Origin of the sequence: Marinobacter salinisoli, assembly GCF_017301335.1 — a bacterium.
GTDB lineage: Bacteria > Pseudomonadota > Gammaproteobacteria > Pseudomonadales > Oleiphilaceae > Marinobacter > Marinobacter salinisoli.
The window spans coordinates 393,520-413,633 of record NZ_CP071247.1 but is presented as its reverse complement, the minus strand read 5'-3'; the positions used below and the strand labels follow the sequence as shown (position 1 = coordinate 413,633).

Genomic DNA, 20,114 nt, shown 5'->3' with positions numbered 1-20,114 from the left:
TACAAAAAATGCTCGGGTTTTGTCACTCGATTGCCGTATTTGTACGAACGTGGCGGCGAGGAGAGATCAGCTCTGCAGGCTGCGGTGTGCTGGAATTTATGTGCCCGGAAGTGACACAATAATCATCTGATTGTTCCCAAGGGATTGGCTATGAGTTGGATTCTGGGCATTGCGCTGACCGCGGCCGTCTTTGTCATCCTCAAACAGTGGGGGGCGCTCAGCCCGGAAAAGAAAAAGGACGCCGTCTGGAAAATCGTTCTGGTGGTTGGCGGTGCCTTGCTGCTGTTCATGGTGCTCACCGGACGGGTGCACGTTTTAACCGCCGCGGTTGCGGCGCTTATTCCCTTGCTGAGAAAACTGCCGGGGCTGCTGTCCCTGGTGCCACAGTTCAAAGACCAGTTGGGACGGAACGAACGCGGGGCAGGCGCCGGGCGGCAGGACAGCGCGCCGAACCGGTCGGTGATGTCGGTATCCGAGGCGTGTGACGTGCTGGGCCTGACCCCCGGCTGCACGGCGGCAGAAATCGTTGCCGCTCACCGTCGTCTCATTCAGAAGCTGCACCCGGACCGCGGTGGCAATGACTACCTGGCGGCCAAGATCAACGAGGCCCGGGATGTGTTGCTGCGGTCAGCGCAAGGCTGACATTCAGGGCAGTATATCCACCCTCACTTCGTAACTCATGGCCTGGCTTCGGTTGCCATTCACGCTGTAGGTAATGCCGGATTGCCGGTTGCTTGACTGGGTGGATGTGCTGCCCAGTGCCACCCACTGGCCGGGTTCGACCCGCCGCATGGTCACTACCGCCTCGGTGTCGTAACCCGGCAGGGCGGCGGGGTCTTCCTCAAACGACATGATGCTCAGCTCAATCGCCTGGTCCGAGATCATCTGAGGGCTCACCAGGAACCCGCTGCGGGTCTCTACCTGCTCCAGTATTGCCGCCGGATTGCGTCCACCCTGGATGGCGAAGGGCAGGGTGCGGACCTGGCCGGACGTAATGTGTGCGGACTGGCCATCCTGAACCACCAGGGTCCGTTGCCGTGCGCTGCTCGTGCTGGTGCCCCTGCGCTCAACGCCCACCGTCACCCGATCCGACGATCCAGACACGCCGGCGCCGGAACGCTTGCCGCCAATGTCTTCCCGGCTGCGAACCGTGATGCGCAGCTGAACCGGTGCCACATCCAGCACCGACACCAGTGTGCCGACTTCTTCCAGAAGCTGCGCCTCAGCGCGGACCACCAGTCGCTGGCCTCGCGACGTTACCGTCATCGGAGTGTCCTGGTAGAGATCACGAATCTGATTGGCGATGTCATCGGCGGAACGATTGCGGACATCGTAAATACGCGTATCGGTCTGGGCGTGAACGCCGGTCGCGGTCAGGCAGATTACCACCAGCATGGCTGTGGCGATCGTTGCGAGCAAGGACCTGCGGCGCGAGCACGAGTATGGGTAGTCAGTCATATACAGTCCCGTCTTTGTCGACGAATTCGGATCTTCCGGATTCTGGGGGGTTGCCAAGCTCGAAACCCGGGGTATATATTGATCAGCATGAAGACGATACATGCAGCCTGTCAATTGAACGTTCTGACAGCTTTCGGCGACGCGCTGAAGGCAGCAGGTACTGCTGTGTTTTCTTGGTGGTTTGGTTATGGCTTTTATTTTAGCCAGAGCCCGGGCCGCCCGTAAGATCTTCATCAAACGAACAACGAGGAAGGCAGCCCGGCAGAGCAACCAGGCTGCCACCGGACTCAAAAAGCCCCGACTGGTAGCCCAGCCGGGGCTTTTTTGATTCTGACACAGGGATATGGACCACTGATATGAACATGCCGCCACGCACCGAGCTACTGAACGAGGCCGCCCCAGCAGCCATGAATCAACGTCGTACGGAAGTTGCGCTACCCACACCCGACGCCCTGCGCGAGGCCCTGCCGGTGGAGCCAGGCGTGGCCCGGCGCATTGATCGTCATCGGGCGGCCATCCGCGACGTACTCCAGGGTAAGGATGACCGGACCTTGCTGGTGGTGGGGCCTTGCTCCATCCACGATGAAGTGGCGGCGCTGGAGTATGGCGAAAAGCTCAAACGCCTGGCCGACGACGTCGGTGATCGCTTCCTGATTGTCATGCGTTCGTACCTTGAAAAGCCCCGGACCAGCGTGGGCTGGAAAGGGCTGCTGTACGATCCGGACCGCAACGGGGCGGGTGATATTCACGGCGGGCTGGTCCGGTCCCGGCGCCTGTTGCACAACCTGTCCGTGATGGGCTTGCCGCTGGCAACCGAAGCACTGAGCCCGTTCGCCATGGATTACCTCGGTGATCTGGTGAGTTGGACGGCTATTGGTGCCCGCACGACCGAATCCCAGGTCCACCGTGAAATGGTCAGTGGCCTGCCTATGCCCGTGGGCTTCAAGAACGGCACCGACGGCGGCGTGGGTGTTGCTATCAACGCTATGAAGTCGGCCGCTCACCCGCATCACCATATGGGGGTGTCGGCTACCGGTGCGCCGGTGATGATTACCACCAGCGGCAATCCGGACACCCATCTGGTGCTGCGCGGCGGCCGGGGCATTACCAATTACGACGCGGACAGCATCGCATCGGCCGCTGGCGCGCTGGCCGACCATCAGTTGCTGACATCAGTGATGGTGGACTGCAGCCACGACAATGCCTGCAAGCAGGCTGAGCGTCAGATGGATATTGCCCGTCAGGTCATGGACCAGCAGCGCAAAGGCCTGCATCACATTCGTGGGTTAATGCTGGAGAGCTTCCTGGAACCGGGGCGCCAGAACGATGGTGAGGACCTGATTTACGGTTGCTCCATTACTGACCCGTGTCTGGGGTGGGCGCAGACGGAGTCTCTGATCCGCTCACTGTAGCGAGCAGAAGCTGGCCGGCCAGCAGCAAGAGCACGCCGCCCATGAGGCGGTCGAGCCAGTGGCCGAACCGGCCGAATTGCCGCCGCACGCCCGGCAGGGTGAAGCACACTGCCACCATTGCGAACCAGAGTCCGGTGGCCAGTGCCATGTACACACCATAACCGGCCTGCAGCAGAACCGGGGTGCCGGGACTGATCACCACGGAAAACAGGGACACGAAAAACAGGGTGGCCTTCGGGTTAAGGACATTGGTGAGGAACCCCAGCCGAAACGCCGCCAGGCCGGTTTGGCCGGCGCCCTCTGCACTCTCCAGACGAACGTCGCCGGCCCGGGCTTTCAGGCATTGCAGGGCAATCCAGGTCAGGTACAGTGCCCCGACCACTTTGAGCACATTGAACAGCCATACCGATTGCTGGATCAGCAGCCCGATACCGAGCAGGGAATAGCTTACGTGCACCAGAATGCCCAGGCCGATGCCAGCAGCCGTCAACAGGGCGTTGCTTCGGGTCTGACTCAGGGCCTGGCGCAGCATTACCGCAAAATCCGGCCCAGGACTGGCCACCGCCAGCAGATGCACCACGGCTACCGTTACAAATTCCGCCCAATAGTTCTGCACTTTCCTTTCCCTCGGCCAGAGATATTGAAGGCCGACAGCTTAAGCCAATTCGCCGGTGGTGTCCGCCCCCGAGTACGGCACTGACCGTCCGTTTGCACCGCCTTCTATACTGAAGAGAACGCTCGGGGTTGCCGACAGAAATCCCGTTCTCAAGCCGCAGGCAAGGAGAAAACGGAATGGAAAAACGTGATGTGGATGTCGCCATTATCGGCGCAGGCTCCGCCGGCATGGTGGCCTATCAGCGGGTCAGAAAGGCCACCGATCGGGTGGTGATGATCGAGGCCAGCCAATACGGCACGACCTGTGCTCGGGTTGGCTGTATGCCCAGCAAGTTACTCATCGCCGCCGCCGAGAGCGCTCATCAAATGGCGACCGCGTCGGTTTTTGGTATCAAGGCCGGGGAGGTGACGGTGGATGGCCAGGCGGTGATGGCCAGGATCCGCCAGGAACGGGATCAGTTTGTCGACGGTGTCATCCGCTCCGTCGAAAAGTTACCTGACTCGCACCGGGTTCTGGGGCACGCCCGGTTCGCCGACCCGCACCGGCTGATGATCGACACCGATCATGACGCGGACCTCGAAATCAACGCTGACCGCATCATCATTGCCACCGGGTCACGGCCTGTGGTGCCCAAGATGCTGGAAGAAGCCCGCGACCGGCTAATCGTGAATGACGATGTGTTCGAGTGGCAGACGTTACCCGACTCGGTGGCGGTCTTTGGCCCCGGGGTGATCGGGCTGGAGTTGGGGCAGGCCCTGAGCCGGCTGGGTATCAGGGTCCGGATGTTTGGTGTCGGGGGTTCGGTGGGGCCGATTCAGGACCCCAAGATTCGAGACTACGCTCTGAAGACCTTCAACAACGAGTTTCCGCTGGATCCCGATTCAGACGTAAAACACGTCGCACGCACCGACGACGGCGTGGCCATCACCTACCGCGATTCAGAGCGAGGGCAGGTGACGGAAACTTTTGACTATCTGTTGGCGGCCACCGGGCGGCAGCCCAATGTGGATGGGCTGGACATACAGAACGCCGACATTGATTTGAATGATAACGGGGTGCCCCGCTTCGATGCCTACACCCTGCGCTGTGGCGACAGTCACATCTTTATTGCCGGTGACGCCAATGACGCGAAACCGCTGCTGCATGAGGCTGCCGATGAGGGCCGTATCGCCGGCGACAATGCCGCAGCCTACCCCGATGTGCGCGCCGGCAATCGGCGACCCGCCCTGGCGATTGTGTTCACCGACCCGCAGATCGCGTCAGTCGGCATGACGCTCCAGCAGGTGGACGAGGCGTGTCAGGGCTATTTCGCGATTGGCGAGGTCTCGTTTGAGGATCAGGGGCGTAGCCGGATCATGGCGAAAAACCGGGGATTGCTCCGAGTGTATGCCCGGCAGGGTACCGGGTTATTCCTGGGGGCGGAACTGTTTGGCCCGGCGGCTGAACACATGGCTCATCTGCTGGCCTGGTCGCTTCAGCGCCGACTTACCGTCCCCGAAATGCTGGAAATGCCGTTCTATCACCCGGTGGTTGAGGAAGGTTTGCGAACCGCCTTGAAACAGCTGAACCGCAACCTCAGTATTGGTCATGAGCCTGCAGAGGGCTGCATGGAATGCGGGCCGGGCGTCTAGATACGAATGGCCTCAATGCTATTGGCATGCTTGATTCGATAGTGGTGGGTTATGGCTGGTATTGGTGAAGTTTACTTCACGGCACGGCAGCGCTTCCGTATCCTTGCGGTCAGTCACTCAATCAACGGTTTCGAAAGGAGTTAGCCATGAGCAAGAATTTCATCGGATTGGACACGGAGAAAACGGCCGGTTTGGCAGAGGCACTGAACGATCTGCTGGCGAACTATCAGATTTTCTACATGAATGTTCGCGGCTATCACTGGAACATCAAAGGCGATAATTTCTTCGAATTGCACGTCAAATTCGAGGAGCTCTACACCGATCTGCTGCTCAAGATTGATGAAGTCGCGGAGCGCGTACTGACGCTTGGTCACCGTCCGGCCCATGCCTACAGCGCTTACATCCAGGCGTCTGATATTCCGGAGCGCAAGGACGTATCAGACGGGAAAGAAGCGATGGGCCACATCGTCGACAGTTTCGCGACGCTGATCGAGAAGCAGCGTCATCTGCTCAATCTGGCGGGCGAGGCTTCGGACGAGGGCACCGTCGCCCTGATGAGTGATTACATCTCTCAGCAAGAGAAAACGGTCTGGATGTACCGCAGTTATCTCGGCCAGTAACGCTCCGTAGTGAGGGTCGCTCCTGAAACGAGAGCGATAGAAAAAGGCGGCCAAATGGCCGCCTTTTTCGTGTCTGCCGGATCAGACCGCCCGTTTTAATGGCGGCATTTCCTGATGCAGGAACCACTTCTCGGTGACCACCTTGCGGGTGAACCAATGGGAGCGCATCAGAGCGCTGGCCAGGGGCATCTTGACCCAATCCGGCACCTGCCAGGCGGGCTCCATGTCCGTTGCCCGGTTGCCAAAACGCTCGGCGATCGCATCGCCATACACCTGCAACGAGGCCGCAGAGTAATCTGTGGCGTCGCGGATCACATCGGCGGCCATCATCGCAGACTCGATGGCGGGCCGGATGCCTTCTCCGCTCTGGGTGTAGGCCAGCCCGGCGGCGTCGCCAATCAGCATGATGCCATCGTCCACCAGGGGGCGTTCGGCATGGGCATAGAGCAGGTAGGCGTGGCCCTTGAAGCGTCCCGGCAGGTCACCGGGAATCCGGCCCGAGGCCTTCATTTCCTCAACAAAGCGCTCCAGGTGATCGCTGAGTTTGTGGTTGTCCTCGCGCCCAAGCCCAATGTTCAGGTAATTGCCCTTGCGGAAGACCCAGGCGTAGCCCTTCAGGTCCTTGCAGAACCAGAGCTCCGGCTTGTCGCCCTGAGCCTGGCAGGCTTCAGCCTGTTGGTGGGTCATTTCAAACTCGACTTCCTTGGCCGCCACAATGGTTTCGTGGCTCCCCGGCCCGTCGCCCAGCAGGCGTGCCACGGGGCAGAAATGCCCACCGGCACCAATCAGCAAGGGGGCCTCCCAGGTGTTGTTGATGACCCAGTTGCCGGCCTTGCGCTCGATGGACTTGACCGGCGTGGCGAGGGCCTTGGGGGCTTGCACGCGGTCCAGCAGGTAGGCGTCGAACTCGCAGCGCCGGATGCCGTAGCTGACCACTTTATGGTGATTATTCTCGACCGCAGGCTGACCCATCATGCCGATACGGAAACGCTGTATGGGTTGCAGGGTGCGGCCCTTGCGGTAGTCCTTCTGATCGATCTCCAGCGATTCGAAGACCGCCGGGGTTACCCAGCCGGCGCAGGTCTTGTCCCGCGGGAAGGTCTGCTTGTCGATGATCAGTACCCGTTTGCCACTGTTCTGCAGGCGATGGGCTAGGGTTGAGCCGGCGGGGCCGGCGCCCACGATGATCAGATCGTAGTATTCCATTACACACCCTCCGGCGCCGCGGGCGAAGCGTAGATATCACGCCGGTTCTGCGGAAGCTGGTTGTTGTTACCGTGGCTGAATACCACCTGAAACAGTTGCAGGGAGCCCGCGCGGAAGGCCGCAATGGAACCGGCCAGGTACATCTGCCAGGCCCGGGTAAAGTGGGCGTCGTACATATCGGTGACGCGGTTCTGGTTCTCGGTGAACCGCTCCATCCAGTGCCTGAGGGTCTGGGCGTAATGCAGGCGCAGGTTTTCCACGTCCAGCACCGAGAAATCCGAATGCTCGCAAATGGACATGAACTCCCCGATGCTCGGAGGGTAGGCGCCGGGGAAGATGCGTTTTTCGATCCAGGCGTTCATCAGCATGGGGCGGTTTCGGCCGATACTGTGCAGCAATGCCAGCCCGCCCGGTTTGAGGCACCGTTTGATCAGTTCCGACAGGGCGGGGTAGTTGTCCTTGCCGACATGCTCCAGCATGCCGATGGACACAAACGCGTCGTAGTCACCGGAAATATTCCGGTAATCGTCCTCGACGTAGGTGACCAGGTGGTCCAGGCCCTGACGCTTGGCCTCTTCCCGGGCGTAGGCCAGTTGCGCCCTGGATATGTTGTAGGAATAGACCTTTACGCCGTAGTGGCGGGCCATGTAGCGGGCCAGACCACCCCAGCCGCAGCCGGCTTCAACGACGGTCATGCCGGGTTTCAGGCGCAGTTTCCGGCACACGTGCTCCAGCTTGGCCAGTTGCGCCTGCTCCAGGGTCAGGTCCGGTTGCTCGTAGTAGGCACAGGTGTATTGCATGGCCGCCTGGTCCAGCCAGAGGCTGTAAAACTCGTTGCCCAGATCATAGTGATGGTGGATGTTTTCCTTGGCTTCGCTGATGCCCGTGGAGCGAGGATTGTGGTTGCGCCACAGGGCGTCGAGCCAGCGTGGCCACTGTTGTTTGGCCTGATGGACCGAGCGGTACAGGGCTTCCATCAGCTCGGGCAGGTCGCCTTCGACGTCCAGGCGGCCGGCACTGTAAAGGTCGCCAAAGGCCAGGTTGGGGTTCGCCACCAGCGAATACAGAGCTTTGGGGTCTTTCAGGTGAATGACGAACTGGGCTTCGCAGTTGTCGGGGTCAATGACGTCGCCGTTCCACAGTCGGAACCGGATCGGCGGCGAACCCGCCATGCGCATCAGCTTGGCGACCAGCCAGCGTTCGTAATTATGGGGTTGGCGGTCGGCGTGTGCAGCCTGGGTGGGCAGGGTCAGTACATGGGCCTTGCCCGGCGGCGTCGTCTGCTCGTTTTTCCGAGCGGTGTTCTGCGTCATAAGTCCGTTTCTCCCTTCCTGGTCTCAGCGCCTTACTCGCGGAGGGCGCTGTGTAAGGGCTTGTCCCGACTGCGGGTCTGAGAATCGCCATGTCTAGGCTAAGTATAGAAAAACTTCCAATTTTGTCAGCTTGGGGAGACACGAACGTCAGGAACGGTGCTGGAGGGCAGGGCGAGGGGAAAGAAAAAACCGGGCCCTTGGGCCCGGTTGTGTCTGGCGTCAGTAGGTTGAACTCATCCCGAACCATTCGGGGAAGACGACGATCAGGGCCAGCACCAGTATCTGTATGGCGATAAACGGAATGATCCCGCGATAGATATCCGTCGTGCGTACCTCCGGCGGGGCCACCCCTTTGAGGTAGAACAACGAGAACCCGAAGGGCGGGGTCAGGAAGCTGGTTTGCAGGTTCATGGCAATCAGGATGGCGAACCAGAGCATGTTGATGCCCATGGCTTCGGCCACCGGCGCCAGAATCGGCACGATGATGAAGGAAATCTCCACGAAGTCGATGAAGAAGCCCAGAATCAGGATCACCAGCATCGCCAGAATGATGAAGCCCCACTGCTCACCCGGCAGCGCGGTCAGCCATTCTTCCAGGATGTAGTCGCCACCGGTGTAGCTGAACACCATAGAGAACGCGGTGGCACCGATCAGGATCGCAAACACCATGGCGGTGACTTTCACGGTGTCCTTGGCGCTGTCCCATACCATCTTGAACGAGAACTGTCGGTAAATCAGCGCCAGAACAATCGCACCGACGCCGCCGAGGGCGGAGGATTCGGTGGGGGTTGCGATACCGCTGAAGATGGAACCCAACACCACTACGATCAGCGCCAGCGGCGGAATGATCGCCAGCAGCGCCGACACGATTTCCTGCTTGCGGGAGCGGGTCGGATCCTCCGGCATGGCCGGGGCCGTTTCCGGCTTGAGCCGGGTCATGATCAGGATGTAGATGATGTACAGGCCAATCAGCACCACCCCCGGCCACACCGCAGCCTTGAACAGGTCGCCCACCGGCAGGCCCAGAACGTCGCCCAGAATGATCAGAATGATGGATGGCGGGACAATCTGCCCCAGGGTGCCGGTACTCAGGCGCTTGTCGTATTTATGGGCCAGCATCACAGGCAGCGAAATCAGGCCCATGGCCACCACGCTGGCGCCAACCACGCCGGTGGATGCAGCCAGCAGTGCGCCCACCAGAATGGTGGAAATGGCCAGACCACCGGGCAGACCACCAAACAGGCGGCCCATGGAGGTCAGTAACTGTTCAGCGAGCCTGGTGCGTTGCAGCACCACGCCCATGAAGATAAACAGCGGCACGGCCATCAGCACGGTGTTCTGCATCACGCTCATGATGCGAAATGGCATGAAGGCGAACAGATCCATGCCCTCGGCGAAGACGCCGAAGAACAGCGCCACGCCACCGAAGGTGAAAGCTACCGGGAAACCCAGCATCAGCATGACCAGCGCCACGCCGAACATGATAATACCGATCATGCCAGACCCCCTGCGCTGTGCTCGACTTCGTAGCTTTTCTCACCGGACATGACCCGCAAGGCGAAGGTAATCATACCCAGCCCGGCGGTGGCGATGAAGAACGCGGAAAACGGGATCACGGCCTTGATAATGAACCGGTGTGGCAGGCCGCCGGGGTCACCACTGCTTTCACCCATCTTGTAGGAATCAACCGCAAAGTCGTAGCCGTAGGTGCCAATCAGGTAGGCAAAGGGCAACACGAAAATGACGGCACCGATCAGGTTGATCCAGGCCTTGGCCTTGTCGCCCCATCTGGCGTAGAACACGTCCACACGAACGTGGCCGTCGGCCCGCAGGGCGTAGGGGATACCCATCAGGAACACCACGGAATAGAGGTGCCACTCCATCTCCTGCATACCGATGGAAACCGAGTTGAACAGGTAACGGGCAACCACGTCGTAAAACACGTTGGCCGCCATCAAAATCATGGCCAGGCAAGCGACCCAGCCACAAAACGTAGCCAGCCGGTCGAGGCCCTCGTCGAGTTTAATAATCCACCGCATTGAAAATCCTCCGCCTCGCGGTTTGGCGTTCTCTACAAACAACAAAGCCGGGGTCACTCACAGAGCGGCCCCGGCTCTTCACTGGCGTCTATCTTACTCGACTTCAGCCATGGTGTTGAGATACGCGCGCTCGGAAATGTCCGTGTAAGCGCGCGACTTCTTCAGGTACTCCTCCTGAGAGGCAACAATCCGGGAGGCCAGTTCGTCACCTTCCGCCGCTTCTTTCAGCAGCTTCTGGTTAGCCTTGTACATGGCTTCAAACACCGCTTCCGGGAACTGCTTCACCTGCACATCCGGGTACTCTTCCTTGATGCTGGCCCACGCCTGAGCGTTCTCGTGCTGGGACTGGATCAGCATGTCGTAGGCTGCCGTGCGCATGGAAATACGCAGGATTTCCTGCAGATCAGCGGGCAGTTTTTCCCAGGTCTTCTTGTTCACCAGGAACTGCAGTTCAGTCGCCGGCTCGTGCCAGCCGGTGTAGTAGTAATCGGCGATCTGCTGGAAGCCAAGACGCAGGTCCAGCGCCGGGCCTACCCACTCCACCGCGTCGATGGTGTTGCGCTCAAGGGCGGTGTATAGCTCGCCCGGGGCAATGTTGGTCGGGCTGACGCCAACTTCGGCGAATACCTCGCCGGCAAAGCCCGGGATGCGCATTTTCAGGCCCTGCAGGTCATCGACGGAGTTGATTTCCTTGCGGAACCAGCCACCCATCTGGATGCCGGTGTTACCGCCGGGGAAGGACATCAGGTTGTGGGGCTCATACACTTCCTGCATCAGCTCCATGCCATCGCCATAGTAGAACCAGGCGTACTGTTCCTGCGCCGTCATGCCGAAGGGCATGCTGGTGAAGAACAGCGTGTTGGGCACCTTGCCCTTCCAGTAGTAGGACGCCGAGTGGCCCATGTCGTACTGGCCGGCCTTGACCATGTCAAAGACGCCGAACGGAGCCTTGTGCTTGTTGGAAGAGTCGATGCGGATGCGCAGACGGCCATCGGACATCTTCTCGGCCATTTCGGCCATGTTTTTCGTGGCTTCACCGAAAATCGGGAAGTTGGGACCCCAGGTTTCTGCCAGACGCAGAGTGAATTTTTCCTGTGCGAGGGCCTGTGTGGATGCGAACACGGTGCTCACTGCCAGCACGGCCGCGGAAAGAACAGAACGAATCTTCATTGCTCTTCTTACCTCTTCTCGTTTTATTTTTGAGCCCATTCCGTTGGAAAGAGCTAGCGCTTACCGGTTGGTCAAGTTAGCAATTGTAGTAGGGAAACTAAATAAAAATGAATTCATCTACGACCTTGGTCTTAACGGGCTAGATGTCATCCATGCGGCCAATTTGCCGGGCCAGTCGCATGGCCTCGTGCTGTTCCAGGGCCTTGAGGTCCTCCAGCAGGCTCTTGGCCTCCGGGATCTCTGCCTTGCCGATCAACGCGTCGTACAGATCCATAACCTGGTCGTGAAAATCAAACACTTCCCGCTCAATGGCCTGGAAGTCCAGATCGGCATAGTGGGTATCGCAGGTGCGGTGCGATTCGATGGGCGTGTGATTCACGTAATCGTAAAGCCGGGTGTGAAGAGCCTTGCTGTCGGCCTGTTTCTCGAATTCGGTGACCGCCTGTTCCAGTTTCGCTTCGTGGGAACTGATGTAATCCAGCAGGGCGCTGGCCCGTTCATCGGCTGCTTGTTCGGCTGAGGCGTGCAGGCTTCTGGCCAGATGGGCGTGCAGTTGGCGGGTCCAGTCGATCAGTTCCTCGTAGGTCTTTATTTCCATGGTCGGCTCCTGCAGCGGGGGTTGGCCGGGCAACGGCTGTGACACACAGTCTAGCCAACATTTGGATGGCTTGCGTGTCGGGATCTCAATCCGACAACGTGGAGACCGGGGCCGGTTTTTCAGTCCGGTTGCGCCAGCGCCGGAAGGTTGATAGGGCTGGTTTTTCAACGGTGTAGTGCACCAGTGCCGCCAATGTGATCGCGGTGACCAGCGCCAGCATCACACCCAGCCAGCCGGGCAGGCCGAACTGGTAGCTCAGATTCATCACGCCATAGCCGATGTTCTGGTGCAGCAGGTACAGGCTGTAGGAGAGGCTGCCGAGCCAGAGCATGGGGCGGTTGGCGAGCCAGTTGGCGTGGCCAAACACCGCCAGGGCAAACAGGCCCAGGCACATCAGCACAAAGATACTGTAAGGCGATTTGTAGGCGACCAGTCCGTGGCCGATACTCAAGAGAAGCAGCATTGCATCCCAGGTGGTGCCCGGGCCATGCCGGTAGCGGCGATAGATGAGCATACCGGTGACGAACAGCGGTGCGTATTTGACGAACAACAGGTCTTTGACCAGGAATTCCAGCGGTTCCGGAATTTGTTTCCACCAGATTACGCCGGCGTAGCTGACGGCGACCCAGACAGTCAGGGCGATTCGCAGTTGCTGCCAGCTGCGGAGGCCGAAAAACAGCAGCGCCATCCAGCAATAGAAAGTGACCTCGATCACCAGGCTCCAGTAGGCGCCGTCGACATGTTCCGCGCCGAGGTATTCGTGCATCAGGGTGGTGTTCAGCAATGCCGTTTCCAGGCTTACCGCCCGATCGGCCGGCCCCAACCACTGCACAGACAGATAGGTGAGTGCAATGCCTGCCCACAGGGCCGGTAGCAGGCGAAAGGCCCTCGCCAGGCCAAACCAGCGCGCCTGGCTGGTCTTTTCGAGCGTCATGAAGATGACGAAGCCGCTGAGCACGAAAAACAGGTGGACACCGTAACGGCCGAAACTCAAAATCCATTCGCTAGTGTCTGATAAATCGAAAGAATGTCCGTAAAGCTTGTTGTAATAGGGTAGGTAATGAAACAGCACCACGGCCAGGGCGGCCAGGCCCCGAAGGGCGTCAAGGCTTACAAGTCGGTGAGCGGAAGCAGTCATAAAGGATTCCCGGGGTCTGTGGCTATCATAGTCTGCTTTGGAATCAGACCCTAACGCAGCCTTATTTATCGTCCGGCTCTTATCGTTGTTTGCTGAAGGCCCGGCCAGAATCCATGCAAGGAGTTGCAGCCATGAGTACCACACTGGGCATTATTGAGGGATTTTACGGCCCGCTCTGGAGTTGGGATGAGCGGCGTCATCTGGTGCAAAAACTGGCGCCCCATGGCTATGGCTTCTACCTGTATGCCCCGAAAGCCGATCCGTTCCTGCGCCGGCGATGGCAGGAACCCCACCCACCGGAAATAGTGTCGGAGCTGAAAAACTTTGCCCGAACCTGCCGCGAACAGGGCGTCCGTTTCGGTGTTGGCCTGAGCCCCTACGAGATCTTTAACCGGTTTGATGATGCTGCCCGCGAGGCGCTGACGCAGAAGCTGACCTGGCTCAAACGCATCGGTATTGAAGAGCTCGCCATCCTGTTTGACGACATGCGCGCCGACACCCCGGAGCTGGCCCAGACCCAGGCGGATATTGTGCACTGGGTGCGCGACCAGGTGTCCGTGCCCCGTCTGAGTGTGTGCCCCAGCTATTATTCGGACGACCCGGTACTGGACCGTGTGTTCGGTGATCGCCCCTCGGATTACCTCTACAACCTGGGCCGGTTGCTGGATCATGAAATCGATGTGTTCTGGACCGGCGAAGAAGTCTGCTCCCGGGAAATTACCCCCGGGCACCTTCGACGGGTTGGCGATCTGCTCGGGCGCAAGCCCGTCCTGTGGGACAACTACCCGGTCAACGACGGTGACCGAATGTCCCGTCATCTGCATCTGAGGGGGTTTACCGGGAGGCCGGCGGCTAACGCGGCCTACCTGCACGGCCACGGCATCAATCCCGCCCTGCAGCCGACCCTGAGTCAGATCCCGGCCATTACCCTGGCGGAGTCCTATCGGCAGGGGCCGGACTACCAGTATGTGCACTCGTTCCGTCACGCTGCCCGGGAAGTGCTGGGGCTGGAGCTGGCGGATCAGCTGCATACCGACTTACTGGTGCTGCAGGACGCCGGCCTGGGCCGGATCAGCGACGAGAAAAAACACTCCTTGAAAGCCTGCTACGAAGCGTTCGAGCATCCGGCAGCCCGAGAAGTCGTCCGCTGGCTGAACGGTGACTATCAGGTCACCGACGAGATGGTGCAAACCCAGTAACTGCGCGCCCAGGCCAGCCTTCGGTCGGGTGCTGACAGACAACGAGGGGCAAGGCAATGAGCCGTATCATGACCGAATGCGTGCAGGGCAATATCGCCAATCAGCCCGACATCGATGCCGTCGTCAACGCTGCGAACGCCCAACTGCTGCCCGGAGCCGGAGTGGCCGGTGCGATACATTCGGCTGCCGGGCCTGGCCTTGCCCGGGAGTGCCGGGCACTGGCGCCGATTCGGTGTGGGCAGGCGGTGATCAGCTCTGCCCATGGGCTACCCAATCGTTATGTGATTCACTGCCTGGGGCCGGTGTATGGCGTGGATGAGCCCTCAGACCGGTTGCTGGCGTCGTGCTACCGCGAGGCCCTGGTGCTGGCGGAAGCTCAGGGGCTGTCGTCTGTCGCGTTCCCGGCCATCTCCACCGGTGTGTTTGGCTATCCTCTGGACGAAGCTGCGGAGGTCACGGCGCAAACGATAGCCGACATGATTCCCAAATTGCAGACAGTCCGGCTTATCCGTCTGGTGCTGTACAGTTCGCCCGATTGCGACACGTTCCGACAGGCTTTCACCGAGGCAGGTTTGCTGTCCGGGGATTCAAGCCCAAGCTAGCTGCAATCAGTACCCGCGCTGCGACCGAATCTCGCCTGCATGGCTTTCATCTCCCGCTCGGAATCCCGGAATTCGGGGGGCAGGGGGGCAATGATGTACAGATAGTCGCCCTTGTTCTGTTGTCTTGCTGCCGCCAAAGCGGGTTCGTCGTCCGACCGGAATACCGGCGAGATCACCGCCACGGACAGTGCCGGCGCCCGGGCTTCCAGCAAGCCGACGGTGCCCAGGCGTTCTTCACTGTGGAAGGTTCCGGTCAGGTGCAGTACCTGATGTCCGGGGTGCTGTTCCAAAGCCTGCAGAATCCGCGCGGCCATCGTGTTGTCCCGCAGTAACTGCGCCAGATAGGTATTGTGCATCCGCGCATCCAGCGCTTCGGAGTCGGTCCGGTGGCTCTGGCCAATGGCCTGCAGGAATTTCTCCCGATAGCCCGGGGTATCCTGGAACGGGGCCCGGGGCAATTGCTGGCGGACGTCTGCCGGCAGCGTGTCCAGATGCCCGGCGCCTTTGCGTCCGACACAGCGCACAATATCCGCGGGGGCATTGGCGGCCATCACAGGAATATCATGGCGGCGGGCAAACTCCACCATCGGCCGGTAAGAGGCGCGGTAATTTTCCCACGCGTCGCCATCTTCGATCAGTTCGGTCTCGCCGGTTTCGCCGCTCAGGTAGCGATCCACGTCACCCTGATGATCCAGAGTGAACTGCTCCATGGTGAGCACCTGCGCCGGTCGCCGTTGATAGAGCGCCGCTTGCAGTCGAGCTTGCAGCAGGTGGGCGCCCTGATGACCGTGATACTCCCCGACGACAATCACATCCGTGTCCCGAAGCTGCTCGGCCAGTTGGTCAACAGACATCGGAGCGCCGGTTACTGCGTGGAAAATGGGGGCGTCGTACAGGGTGACAGGGGCAAGGGCGTTGTCCGTTGAGGTCGTCATGTTTGAGCAGCCGGTTGTGCCGAGCAGGCCGGTGGTGAGCACGAGGGCGGGGAGGAGTGTTTTCATATCTGCAGTATACGGCAACTGGTCAAAATGAGACTTTGGTAGGGAAAAGCTTAGTAAAATCATCTGGGTATCAGATAAGCTGAGGCCATAATTTATTTTCGAAAGGGGTGCCTTGATGCAGCCACTGAGACTACTCGATCGGATCAAGTTCGTGCTGGAACGTCAGCTGGTCAAAGGCGCCGGATTTCAGCTGCTGGTTGTTGCCCTGTTCATTGCCCTGATTTCCCTGGTGGGCGGACTGCTGGTGCTGCCGGTGGGCGAAACCTTCGAACACGCCGGTGCCGCCATCTGGTGGGCGTTCCTGCGCCTGACTGATCCGGGCTATCTGGGCGATGATGTTGGCAGCTGGCAGCGCGTTGTCTCGACCTTGCTGACCATCAGCGGCTATGTCGTGTTTATGGGTACCCTGGTGGCCATCCTGACCCGCTGGTTGATTGCCAAGATGGCGGATCTGGAACGGGGCCTGACTCCGGTCACCCTGAAAAACCATCTGGTGGTGCTGGGCCTGAGTCGCCAGAGCCAGCCGCTGGTATCGGAACTGCTGGCGTCGTCGGGGCGGATGAAGCGCTTTCTGGAAAAACACGACACCCAGCGTCTGAACCTGGTGGTGTTGTCGGAAGAGGCCTCGGCGGATCAGTTGATTGAACTGAGGAGCCAGCCAGGCATTGGCCGTCGGGCGCGTCGGGTGATCTTGCGCTCGGGCACGGCCATCCAGCCGGAGGCCCTGCACCGGGTTGCATGCCTGGACGCGTCCGTGGTGATCCTGCCCAGCGCGCCCAACGACTCGGTGCACAGCCTTGTGAGCTCCGATGTTGAAACGGTCAAGGCACTGTTATCAATTGCGTCCCTGGCGAAACAGTCACGCTCCGACCTGCCGTTTGTGGTGGCCGAAATTCAGGACATTCGCAAGCGCGCCGTGATCGAGCGGGCGTATCCGGGGGCCGCCGAAGTGGTAGCGGGTGATGCGTCGATAAGCCGGCTGGTGGCGCAGAACCTCCTGCATCCGGGGCTGTCGGAGGTGTACAACGAAATCCTCACGGCCGGAAGCGGTAATGAAGTCTATGTTCGGGGCGGTGAGTCCATGGCCGGCAGTACCCTGGCGGAGATCGCCGCGGCCCGGCCGGATGCCATCGTGCTGGGCGTTTTGAAACACCGCGATCACGAGTGGGATGTGCGGCTCGTCGCGCCGTCTGACACCCGTGTTGAGGCCGAAGATCGCCTTATCCTGCTGGCGCGGGACTACGCCGATACCGAAGCCAGCCCCGTTGGCCAGCACCTGAAGACCGTGCACCTGCCCGAGCCCCGGATGCGGACACTGGCGGCCAACACCGAATCCCGCCGCATTCTGATTCTGGGCTGGAACCGTCGAGTGCCGAGCCTGGTGGCAGAGCTGGCCAGCTACCAGCACGCCAGCTTCCATGTGACCTTTGTGTCGGTGGTTCCCCAGGAAGAACGGGAACTGACGATCCGCCGTTACACCGGGACCACGCCGGTCATCTGCCGCCATATCGAAGCCGATTACATGCTGGAGGGGGAGCTGCGACAACTGGATCCGTCGGCCTATGACTCGATCATTCTGTTGAGCAGTGATCGATTGCCGTCGGGGGAAGAAGCCGATGCCAGGGCCATGGTGGGTTACCTTCAGCTTGAAGATCTACTCTCCGAGGCATCAAGTCGTCCGCAGGTCATAATGGAACTGAGTGACCCGGGCAACCGCCACTTGCTGGATGGCTATCCCGCGGAAATGCTGGTCAGCCCGGTCATTCTGTCCCACGTGCTGGCCCAGGTGGCGCTGCGCCGGGAACTGCGCGTGGTGCTGGATGAGTTGTTTACCGCCGGCGGTGCAGAGATCCAGTTTCGTTCGCCATCGGATTACCCGTTGCCCGACAGTGCCGATTTCCACCTTCTGGAAAAGACCCTGGCCGAGGCCGGGGAGATCGCTCTGGGCGTATTCCGGGCCGAACCGGATGAGCGTGGCCGTCACCTGATGCTGAACCCGCCGAGGAAGCAATTTCTGGACATTCAGGCGGGGGACCGTCTGGTTGTTTTGTGCTTGACAGAATGAACGAAAAGGCCGGCTGAGCCCGGTCTGCTCAGGTCTTGAACAATCCTGCCGAACGATAGTCTGGCATTCATGAGAAAAATGCCGGAAATAGATCATATAAATTTCAATTATAAAATCGAAAGCTCTAAAGTAGCCCCATCGCCACCGAATACGGGAAAACCGAAGCGGTGGCAGGGAGTAGATTGAGCCTCCCCCATACCGTACTGGTACATCGTCTATAAAGGATCGAAATCATGCCGTTTGCACAAGATGTAGACCACATCGCTTCCCTGGTTCAGCAGAACCCGACCTGGAACGCCATCAACCCGAAGCACGCCGCTCGCATGCGCGCCCAGAACAAGTTCAAGACTGGTCTGGACATCGCCAAGTACACCGCCAAGATCATGCGCGAAGACATGGCGAACTACGACAAGGATTCTTCCCAGTACACTCAGTCCCTGGGTTGCTGGCACGGCTTCATCGGTCAGCAGAAGCTGATCTCCATCAAGAAGCATTTCGGCACCACCAAGCGTCGTTACCTGTACCTGTCTGGCTGGATGGTAGCCGCTCTGCGTTCAGAGTTCGGTCCTCTGCCTGACCAGTCCATGCACGAGAAGACCGCCGTTTCCGGTCTGATCGAAGAGCTGTACACCTTCCTGCGCCAGGCTGACGCCTGGGAACTGAACCACCTGTTCCGCGCTCTGGAAGAGGCCGAGAACGCTGGTGACAGCGCCAAGGCCAAGGAAATCGAAGCTCAGATCGACAACCACGAAACTCACGTTGTGCCGATCATCGCGGACATCGACGCTGGTTTCGGTAACGCCGAAGCGACCTACCTGCTGGCCAAGCAGATGATCGAAGCCGGTGCCTGCTGTATCCAGCTCGAGAACCAGGTTTCTGACGAGAAGCAGTGTGGCCACCAGGACGGTAAGGTAACCGTTCCGCACGCTGACTTCCTGGCCAAGATCAACGCCGTTCGTCTGGCGTTCCTGGAACTGGGTGTTGACGACGGTGTGATCGTTGCACGTACCGACTCCCTGGGTGCTGGCCTGACCAAGCAGATCGCGGTTACCAACGAGCCGGGCGACCTGGGCGACCAGTACAACAGCTTCATCGATGGCGACGTCATCGAGAGCGCTGACGACATCGCTAACGGCGACGTTGTTATCAAGCAGAACGGCAAGCTGGTTAAGCCGAAGCGTCTGGCCTCTGGCCTGTTCCAGTTCAAAGCTGGCTCTGGCGAAGATCGCGTTGTCATGGACTGTATCGCCAGCCTGCAGAACGGTGCTGACCTGCTGTGGATCGAGACTGAGAAGCCTCACGTTGGTCAGATCGCCAGCATGGTTAACCGCATCCGTGAAGTGGTGCCCGATGCCAAGCTGGTTTACAACAACAGCCCGTCCTTCAACTGGACTCTGAACTTCCGTCAGCAGGTATTCGATGCATGGCAGGAAGAAGGCAAGGACGTATCTGCTTACGACCGCGCCAAGCTGATGAGCGAAGAGTACGACAACACCGAGCTGGGCCAGCTTGCCGACGAGTGGTGTCAGAACTTCCAGCGTGACGGATCTCGCGAAGCGGGTATCTTCCACCACCTGATCACTCTGCCGACTTACCACACCGCGGCCCTGTCTACCGACAACCTGGCCAAGGGCTACTTCGGCGACGAAGGCATGCTGGCCTACGTTGCAGGCGTACAGCGTAAGGAAATCCGTCAGGGTATCGCCACCGTTAAGCACCAGGACATGGCTGGTTCCAACATCGGTGACGACCACAAAGAGTTCTTCGCTGGCGAAGCGGCTCTGAAGGCAGGCGGTAAAGACAACACCATGAACCAGTTCGGTTAATCGACGGTTCTGAGTTGTCGCTTCCGGAGTGATCCGGAAGCACCCCGAAAAGCCCCATCGTCTGATGGGGCTTTTTTGTGCGCTCAACACCGCGGGCAGGTTCTGCCCTGGTCAAAGCCAGGGAACCCTGCAGGCTTTGGGGCAGACAATTTTGCGTGAGCCTTTGAGGCACAAAGAATTTGCTGTAAATTCATGTAACTACGCTCGTAACAGCGAAGGC

18 protein-coding genes are annotated in these 20,114 nt (G+C 59.7%); 8 read left to right on the top strand and 10 right to left on the bottom strand.

All coding sequences use genetic code 11. From position 1 onward, the window contains the following. Positions 1-150 precede the first annotated feature (150 nt). On the top strand, positions 151-642 hold the full coding sequence (locus tag LPB19_RS01915; RefSeq protein WP_206644412.1) for a DnaJ domain-containing protein: 492 nt from the start codon (positions 151-153) through the stop codon (positions 640-642). 3 nt (positions 643-645) lie between these two features. Here LPB19_RS01915 and LPB19_RS01910 read toward each other — a convergent pair whose 3' ends face one another. Then, positions 646-1,458: a secretin N-terminal domain-containing protein gene (locus tag LPB19_RS01910; protein WP_206644410.1), complete on the bottom strand. Its 813-nt coding sequence runs from the start codon at positions 1,456-1,458 to the stop codon at positions 646-648. Between the two features lie 356 nt (positions 1,459-1,814). Between LPB19_RS01910 and LPB19_RS01905 the strand changes: the two genes are divergently transcribed. Beyond that, positions 1,815-2,870: a 3-deoxy-7-phosphoheptulonate synthase gene (locus LPB19_RS01905; protein ID WP_206644409.1), complete on the top strand. Its 1,056-nt coding sequence runs from the start codon at positions 1,815-1,817 to the stop codon at positions 2,868-2,870. Here LPB19_RS01905 and LPB19_RS01900 read toward each other — a convergent pair. After that, a complete protein-coding gene (locus LPB19_RS01900) occupies positions 2,815-3,486 on the bottom strand; it encodes a LysE family transporter (protein ID WP_206644408.1) in 672 nt (223 codons plus the stop codon). The genes LPB19_RS01905 and LPB19_RS01900 overlap by 56 nt on opposite strands. Before the next feature lie 176 nt (positions 3,487-3,662). Between LPB19_RS01900 and LPB19_RS01895 the strand changes: the two genes are divergently transcribed. Together LPB19_RS01895 and LPB19_RS01890 are read left to right on the top strand one after the other, a co-directional pair. Beyond that, positions 3,663-5,117 (top strand): dihydrolipoyl dehydrogenase, encoded by a 1,455-nt coding sequence (locus LPB19_RS01895; protein WP_206644407.1) that lies wholly within the window; start codon positions 3,663-3,665, stop codon positions 5,115-5,117. Positions 5,118-5,263: 146 nt separating this feature from the next. After that, entirely contained in the window at positions 5,264-5,737 is a 474-nt protein-coding gene (locus tag LPB19_RS01890; protein WP_206644406.1) for a Dps family protein, read from the top strand. 81 nt (positions 5,738-5,818) lie between these two features. Here LPB19_RS01890 and LPB19_RS01885 read toward each other — a convergent pair whose 3' ends face one another. The 7 genes from LPB19_RS01885 to LPB19_RS01855 all read right to left on the bottom strand — a co-directional run bounded on the left by LPB19_RS01885 (position 5,819) and on the right by LPB19_RS01855 (position 13,201). After that, a complete protein-coding gene (locus tag LPB19_RS01885) occupies positions 5,819-6,943 on the bottom strand; it encodes an NAD(P)/FAD-dependent oxidoreductase (RefSeq protein ID WP_206644405.1) in 1,125 nt (374 codons plus the stop codon). Continuing rightward, entirely contained in the window at positions 6,943-8,256 is a 1,314-nt protein-coding gene (locus LPB19_RS01880; RefSeq protein WP_206644404.1) for an SAM-dependent methyltransferase, read from the bottom strand. The genes LPB19_RS01885 and LPB19_RS01880 overlap by 1 nt, the downstream gene beginning before the upstream one ends. 219 nt (positions 8,257-8,475) lie before the next feature. Then, positions 8,476-9,753, bottom strand: coding sequence for a TRAP transporter large permease (locus LPB19_RS01875; protein WP_206644403.1), 1,278 nt, complete (start codon positions 9,751-9,753; stop codon positions 8,476-8,478). Further along, positions 9,750-10,295 (bottom strand): TRAP transporter small permease subunit, encoded by a 546-nt coding sequence (locus LPB19_RS01870; protein WP_206644402.1) that lies wholly within the window; start codon positions 10,293-10,295, stop codon positions 9,750-9,752. Before LPB19_RS01870 ends, LPB19_RS01875 begins: the two co-directional genes overlap by 4 nt. Before the next feature lie 93 nt (positions 10,296-10,388). Beyond that, positions 10,389-11,465 (bottom strand): TRAP transporter substrate-binding protein, encoded by a 1,077-nt coding sequence (locus LPB19_RS01865; RefSeq protein WP_206644401.1) that lies wholly within the window; start codon positions 11,463-11,465, stop codon positions 10,389-10,391. Positions 11,466-11,604: 139 nt separating this feature from the next. Further along, positions 11,605-12,063 (bottom strand): ATPase, encoded by a 459-nt coding sequence (locus LPB19_RS01860; protein ID WP_206644399.1) that lies wholly within the window; start codon positions 12,061-12,063, stop codon positions 11,605-11,607. An 85-nt stretch (positions 12,064-12,148) separates the two neighbouring features. Next, a complete protein-coding gene (locus LPB19_RS01855; RefSeq protein ID WP_206644398.1) occupies positions 12,149-13,201 on the bottom strand; it encodes an acyltransferase family protein in 1,053 nt (350 codons plus the stop codon). Between the two features lie 131 nt (positions 13,202-13,332). On the opposite strand from LPB19_RS01855, the gene LPB19_RS01850 reads away from it, so the two are divergent. Continuing rightward, a complete protein-coding gene (locus LPB19_RS01850; RefSeq protein ID WP_206644397.1) occupies positions 13,333-14,400 on the top strand; it encodes a beta-N-acetylglucosaminidase domain-containing protein in 1,068 nt (355 codons plus the stop codon). 56 nt (positions 14,401-14,456) lie between these two features. Further along, positions 14,457-15,002, top strand: coding sequence for a macro domain-containing protein (locus LPB19_RS01845; RefSeq protein ID WP_206644396.1), 546 nt, complete (start codon positions 14,457-14,459; stop codon positions 15,000-15,002). Here the strand turns inward: LPB19_RS01845 and LPB19_RS01840 are convergent. Then, positions 14,999-15,937 carry a ChaN family lipoprotein gene (locus LPB19_RS01840; protein WP_206644395.1) on the bottom strand — a complete coding sequence of 313 codons (939 nt, stop codon included), beginning with the start codon at positions 15,935-15,937 and terminating at the stop codon, positions 14,999-15,001. The genes LPB19_RS01845 and LPB19_RS01840 overlap by 4 nt on opposite strands. A 181-nt stretch (positions 15,938-16,118) precedes the next feature. Here LPB19_RS01840 and LPB19_RS01835 point away from each other — a divergent pair, with 181 nt between their 5' ends. Both LPB19_RS01835 and LPB19_RS01830 read left to right on the top strand, forming a co-directional pair. Continuing rightward, the gene (locus LPB19_RS01835; RefSeq protein WP_206644394.1) at positions 16,119-18,068 is read left to right on the top strand and encodes a CASTOR/POLLUX-related putative ion channel; all 1,950 of its coding nucleotides are present in this window, start codon (positions 16,119-16,121) and stop codon (positions 18,066-18,068) included. A 233-nt stretch (positions 18,069-18,301) separates the two neighbouring features. Beyond that, positions 18,302-19,894: an isocitrate lyase gene (locus tag LPB19_RS01830; protein ID WP_206644393.1), complete on the top strand. Its 1,593-nt coding sequence runs from the start codon at positions 18,302-18,304 to the stop codon at positions 19,892-19,894. The last annotated feature ends 220 nt before the right edge of the window (positions 19,895-20,114 follow it).

Coding starts and splice junctions, on each gene's coding strand:
- LPB19_RS01855 (WP_206644398.1), bottom strand. CDS start 13,201: ATGACTGCTTCCGCTCACCGACTTGTAAGCCTTGACGCCCTTCGGGGC.
- LPB19_RS01895 (WP_206644407.1), top strand. CDS start 3,663: ATGGAAAAACGTGATGTGGATGTCGCCATTATCGGCGCAGGCTCCGCC.
- LPB19_RS01880 (WP_206644404.1), bottom strand. CDS start 8,256: ATGACGCAGAACACCGCTCGGAAAAACGAGCAGACGACGCCGCCGGGC.
- LPB19_RS01905 (WP_206644409.1), top strand. CDS start 1,815: ATGAACATGCCGCCACGCACCGAGCTACTGAACGAGGCCGCCCCAGCA.
- LPB19_RS01910 (WP_206644410.1), bottom strand. CDS start 1,458: ATGACTGACTACCCATACTCGTGCTCGCGCCGCAGGTCCTTGCTCGCA.
- LPB19_RS01860 (WP_206644399.1), bottom strand. CDS start 12,063: ATGGAAATAAAGACCTACGAGGAACTGATCGACTGGACCCGCCAACTG.
- LPB19_RS01845 (WP_206644396.1), top strand. CDS start 14,457: ATGAGCCGTATCATGACCGAATGCGTGCAGGGCAATATCGCCAATCAG.
- LPB19_RS01890 (WP_206644406.1), top strand. CDS start 5,264: ATGAGCAAGAATTTCATCGGATTGGACACGGAGAAAACGGCCGGTTTG.
- LPB19_RS01875 (WP_206644403.1), bottom strand. CDS start 9,753: ATGATCGGTATTATCATGTTCGGCGTGGCGCTGGTCATGCTGATGCTG.
- LPB19_RS01840 (WP_206644395.1), bottom strand. CDS start 15,937: ATGACGACCTCAACGGACAACGCCCTTGCCCCTGTCACCCTGTACGAC.
- LPB19_RS01835 (WP_206644394.1), top strand. CDS start 16,119: ATGCAGCCACTGAGACTACTCGATCGGATCAAGTTCGTGCTGGAACGT.
- LPB19_RS01865 (WP_206644401.1), bottom strand. CDS start 11,465: ATGAAGATTCGTTCTGTTCTTTCCGCGGCCGTGCTGGCAGTGAGCACC.
- LPB19_RS01885 (WP_206644405.1), bottom strand. CDS start 6,943: ATGGAATACTACGATCTGATCATCGTGGGCGCCGGCCCCGCCGGCTCA.
- LPB19_RS01915 (WP_206644412.1), top strand. CDS start 151: ATGAGTTGGATTCTGGGCATTGCGCTGACCGCGGCCGTCTTTGTCATC.
- LPB19_RS01830 (WP_206644393.1), top strand. CDS start 18,302: ATGCCGTTTGCACAAGATGTAGACCACATCGCTTCCCTGGTTCAGCAG.
- LPB19_RS01850 (WP_206644397.1), top strand. CDS start 13,333: ATGAGTACCACACTGGGCATTATTGAGGGATTTTACGGCCCGCTCTGG.
- LPB19_RS01870 (WP_206644402.1), bottom strand. CDS start 10,295: ATGCGGTGGATTATTAAACTCGACGAGGGCCTCGACCGGCTGGCTACG.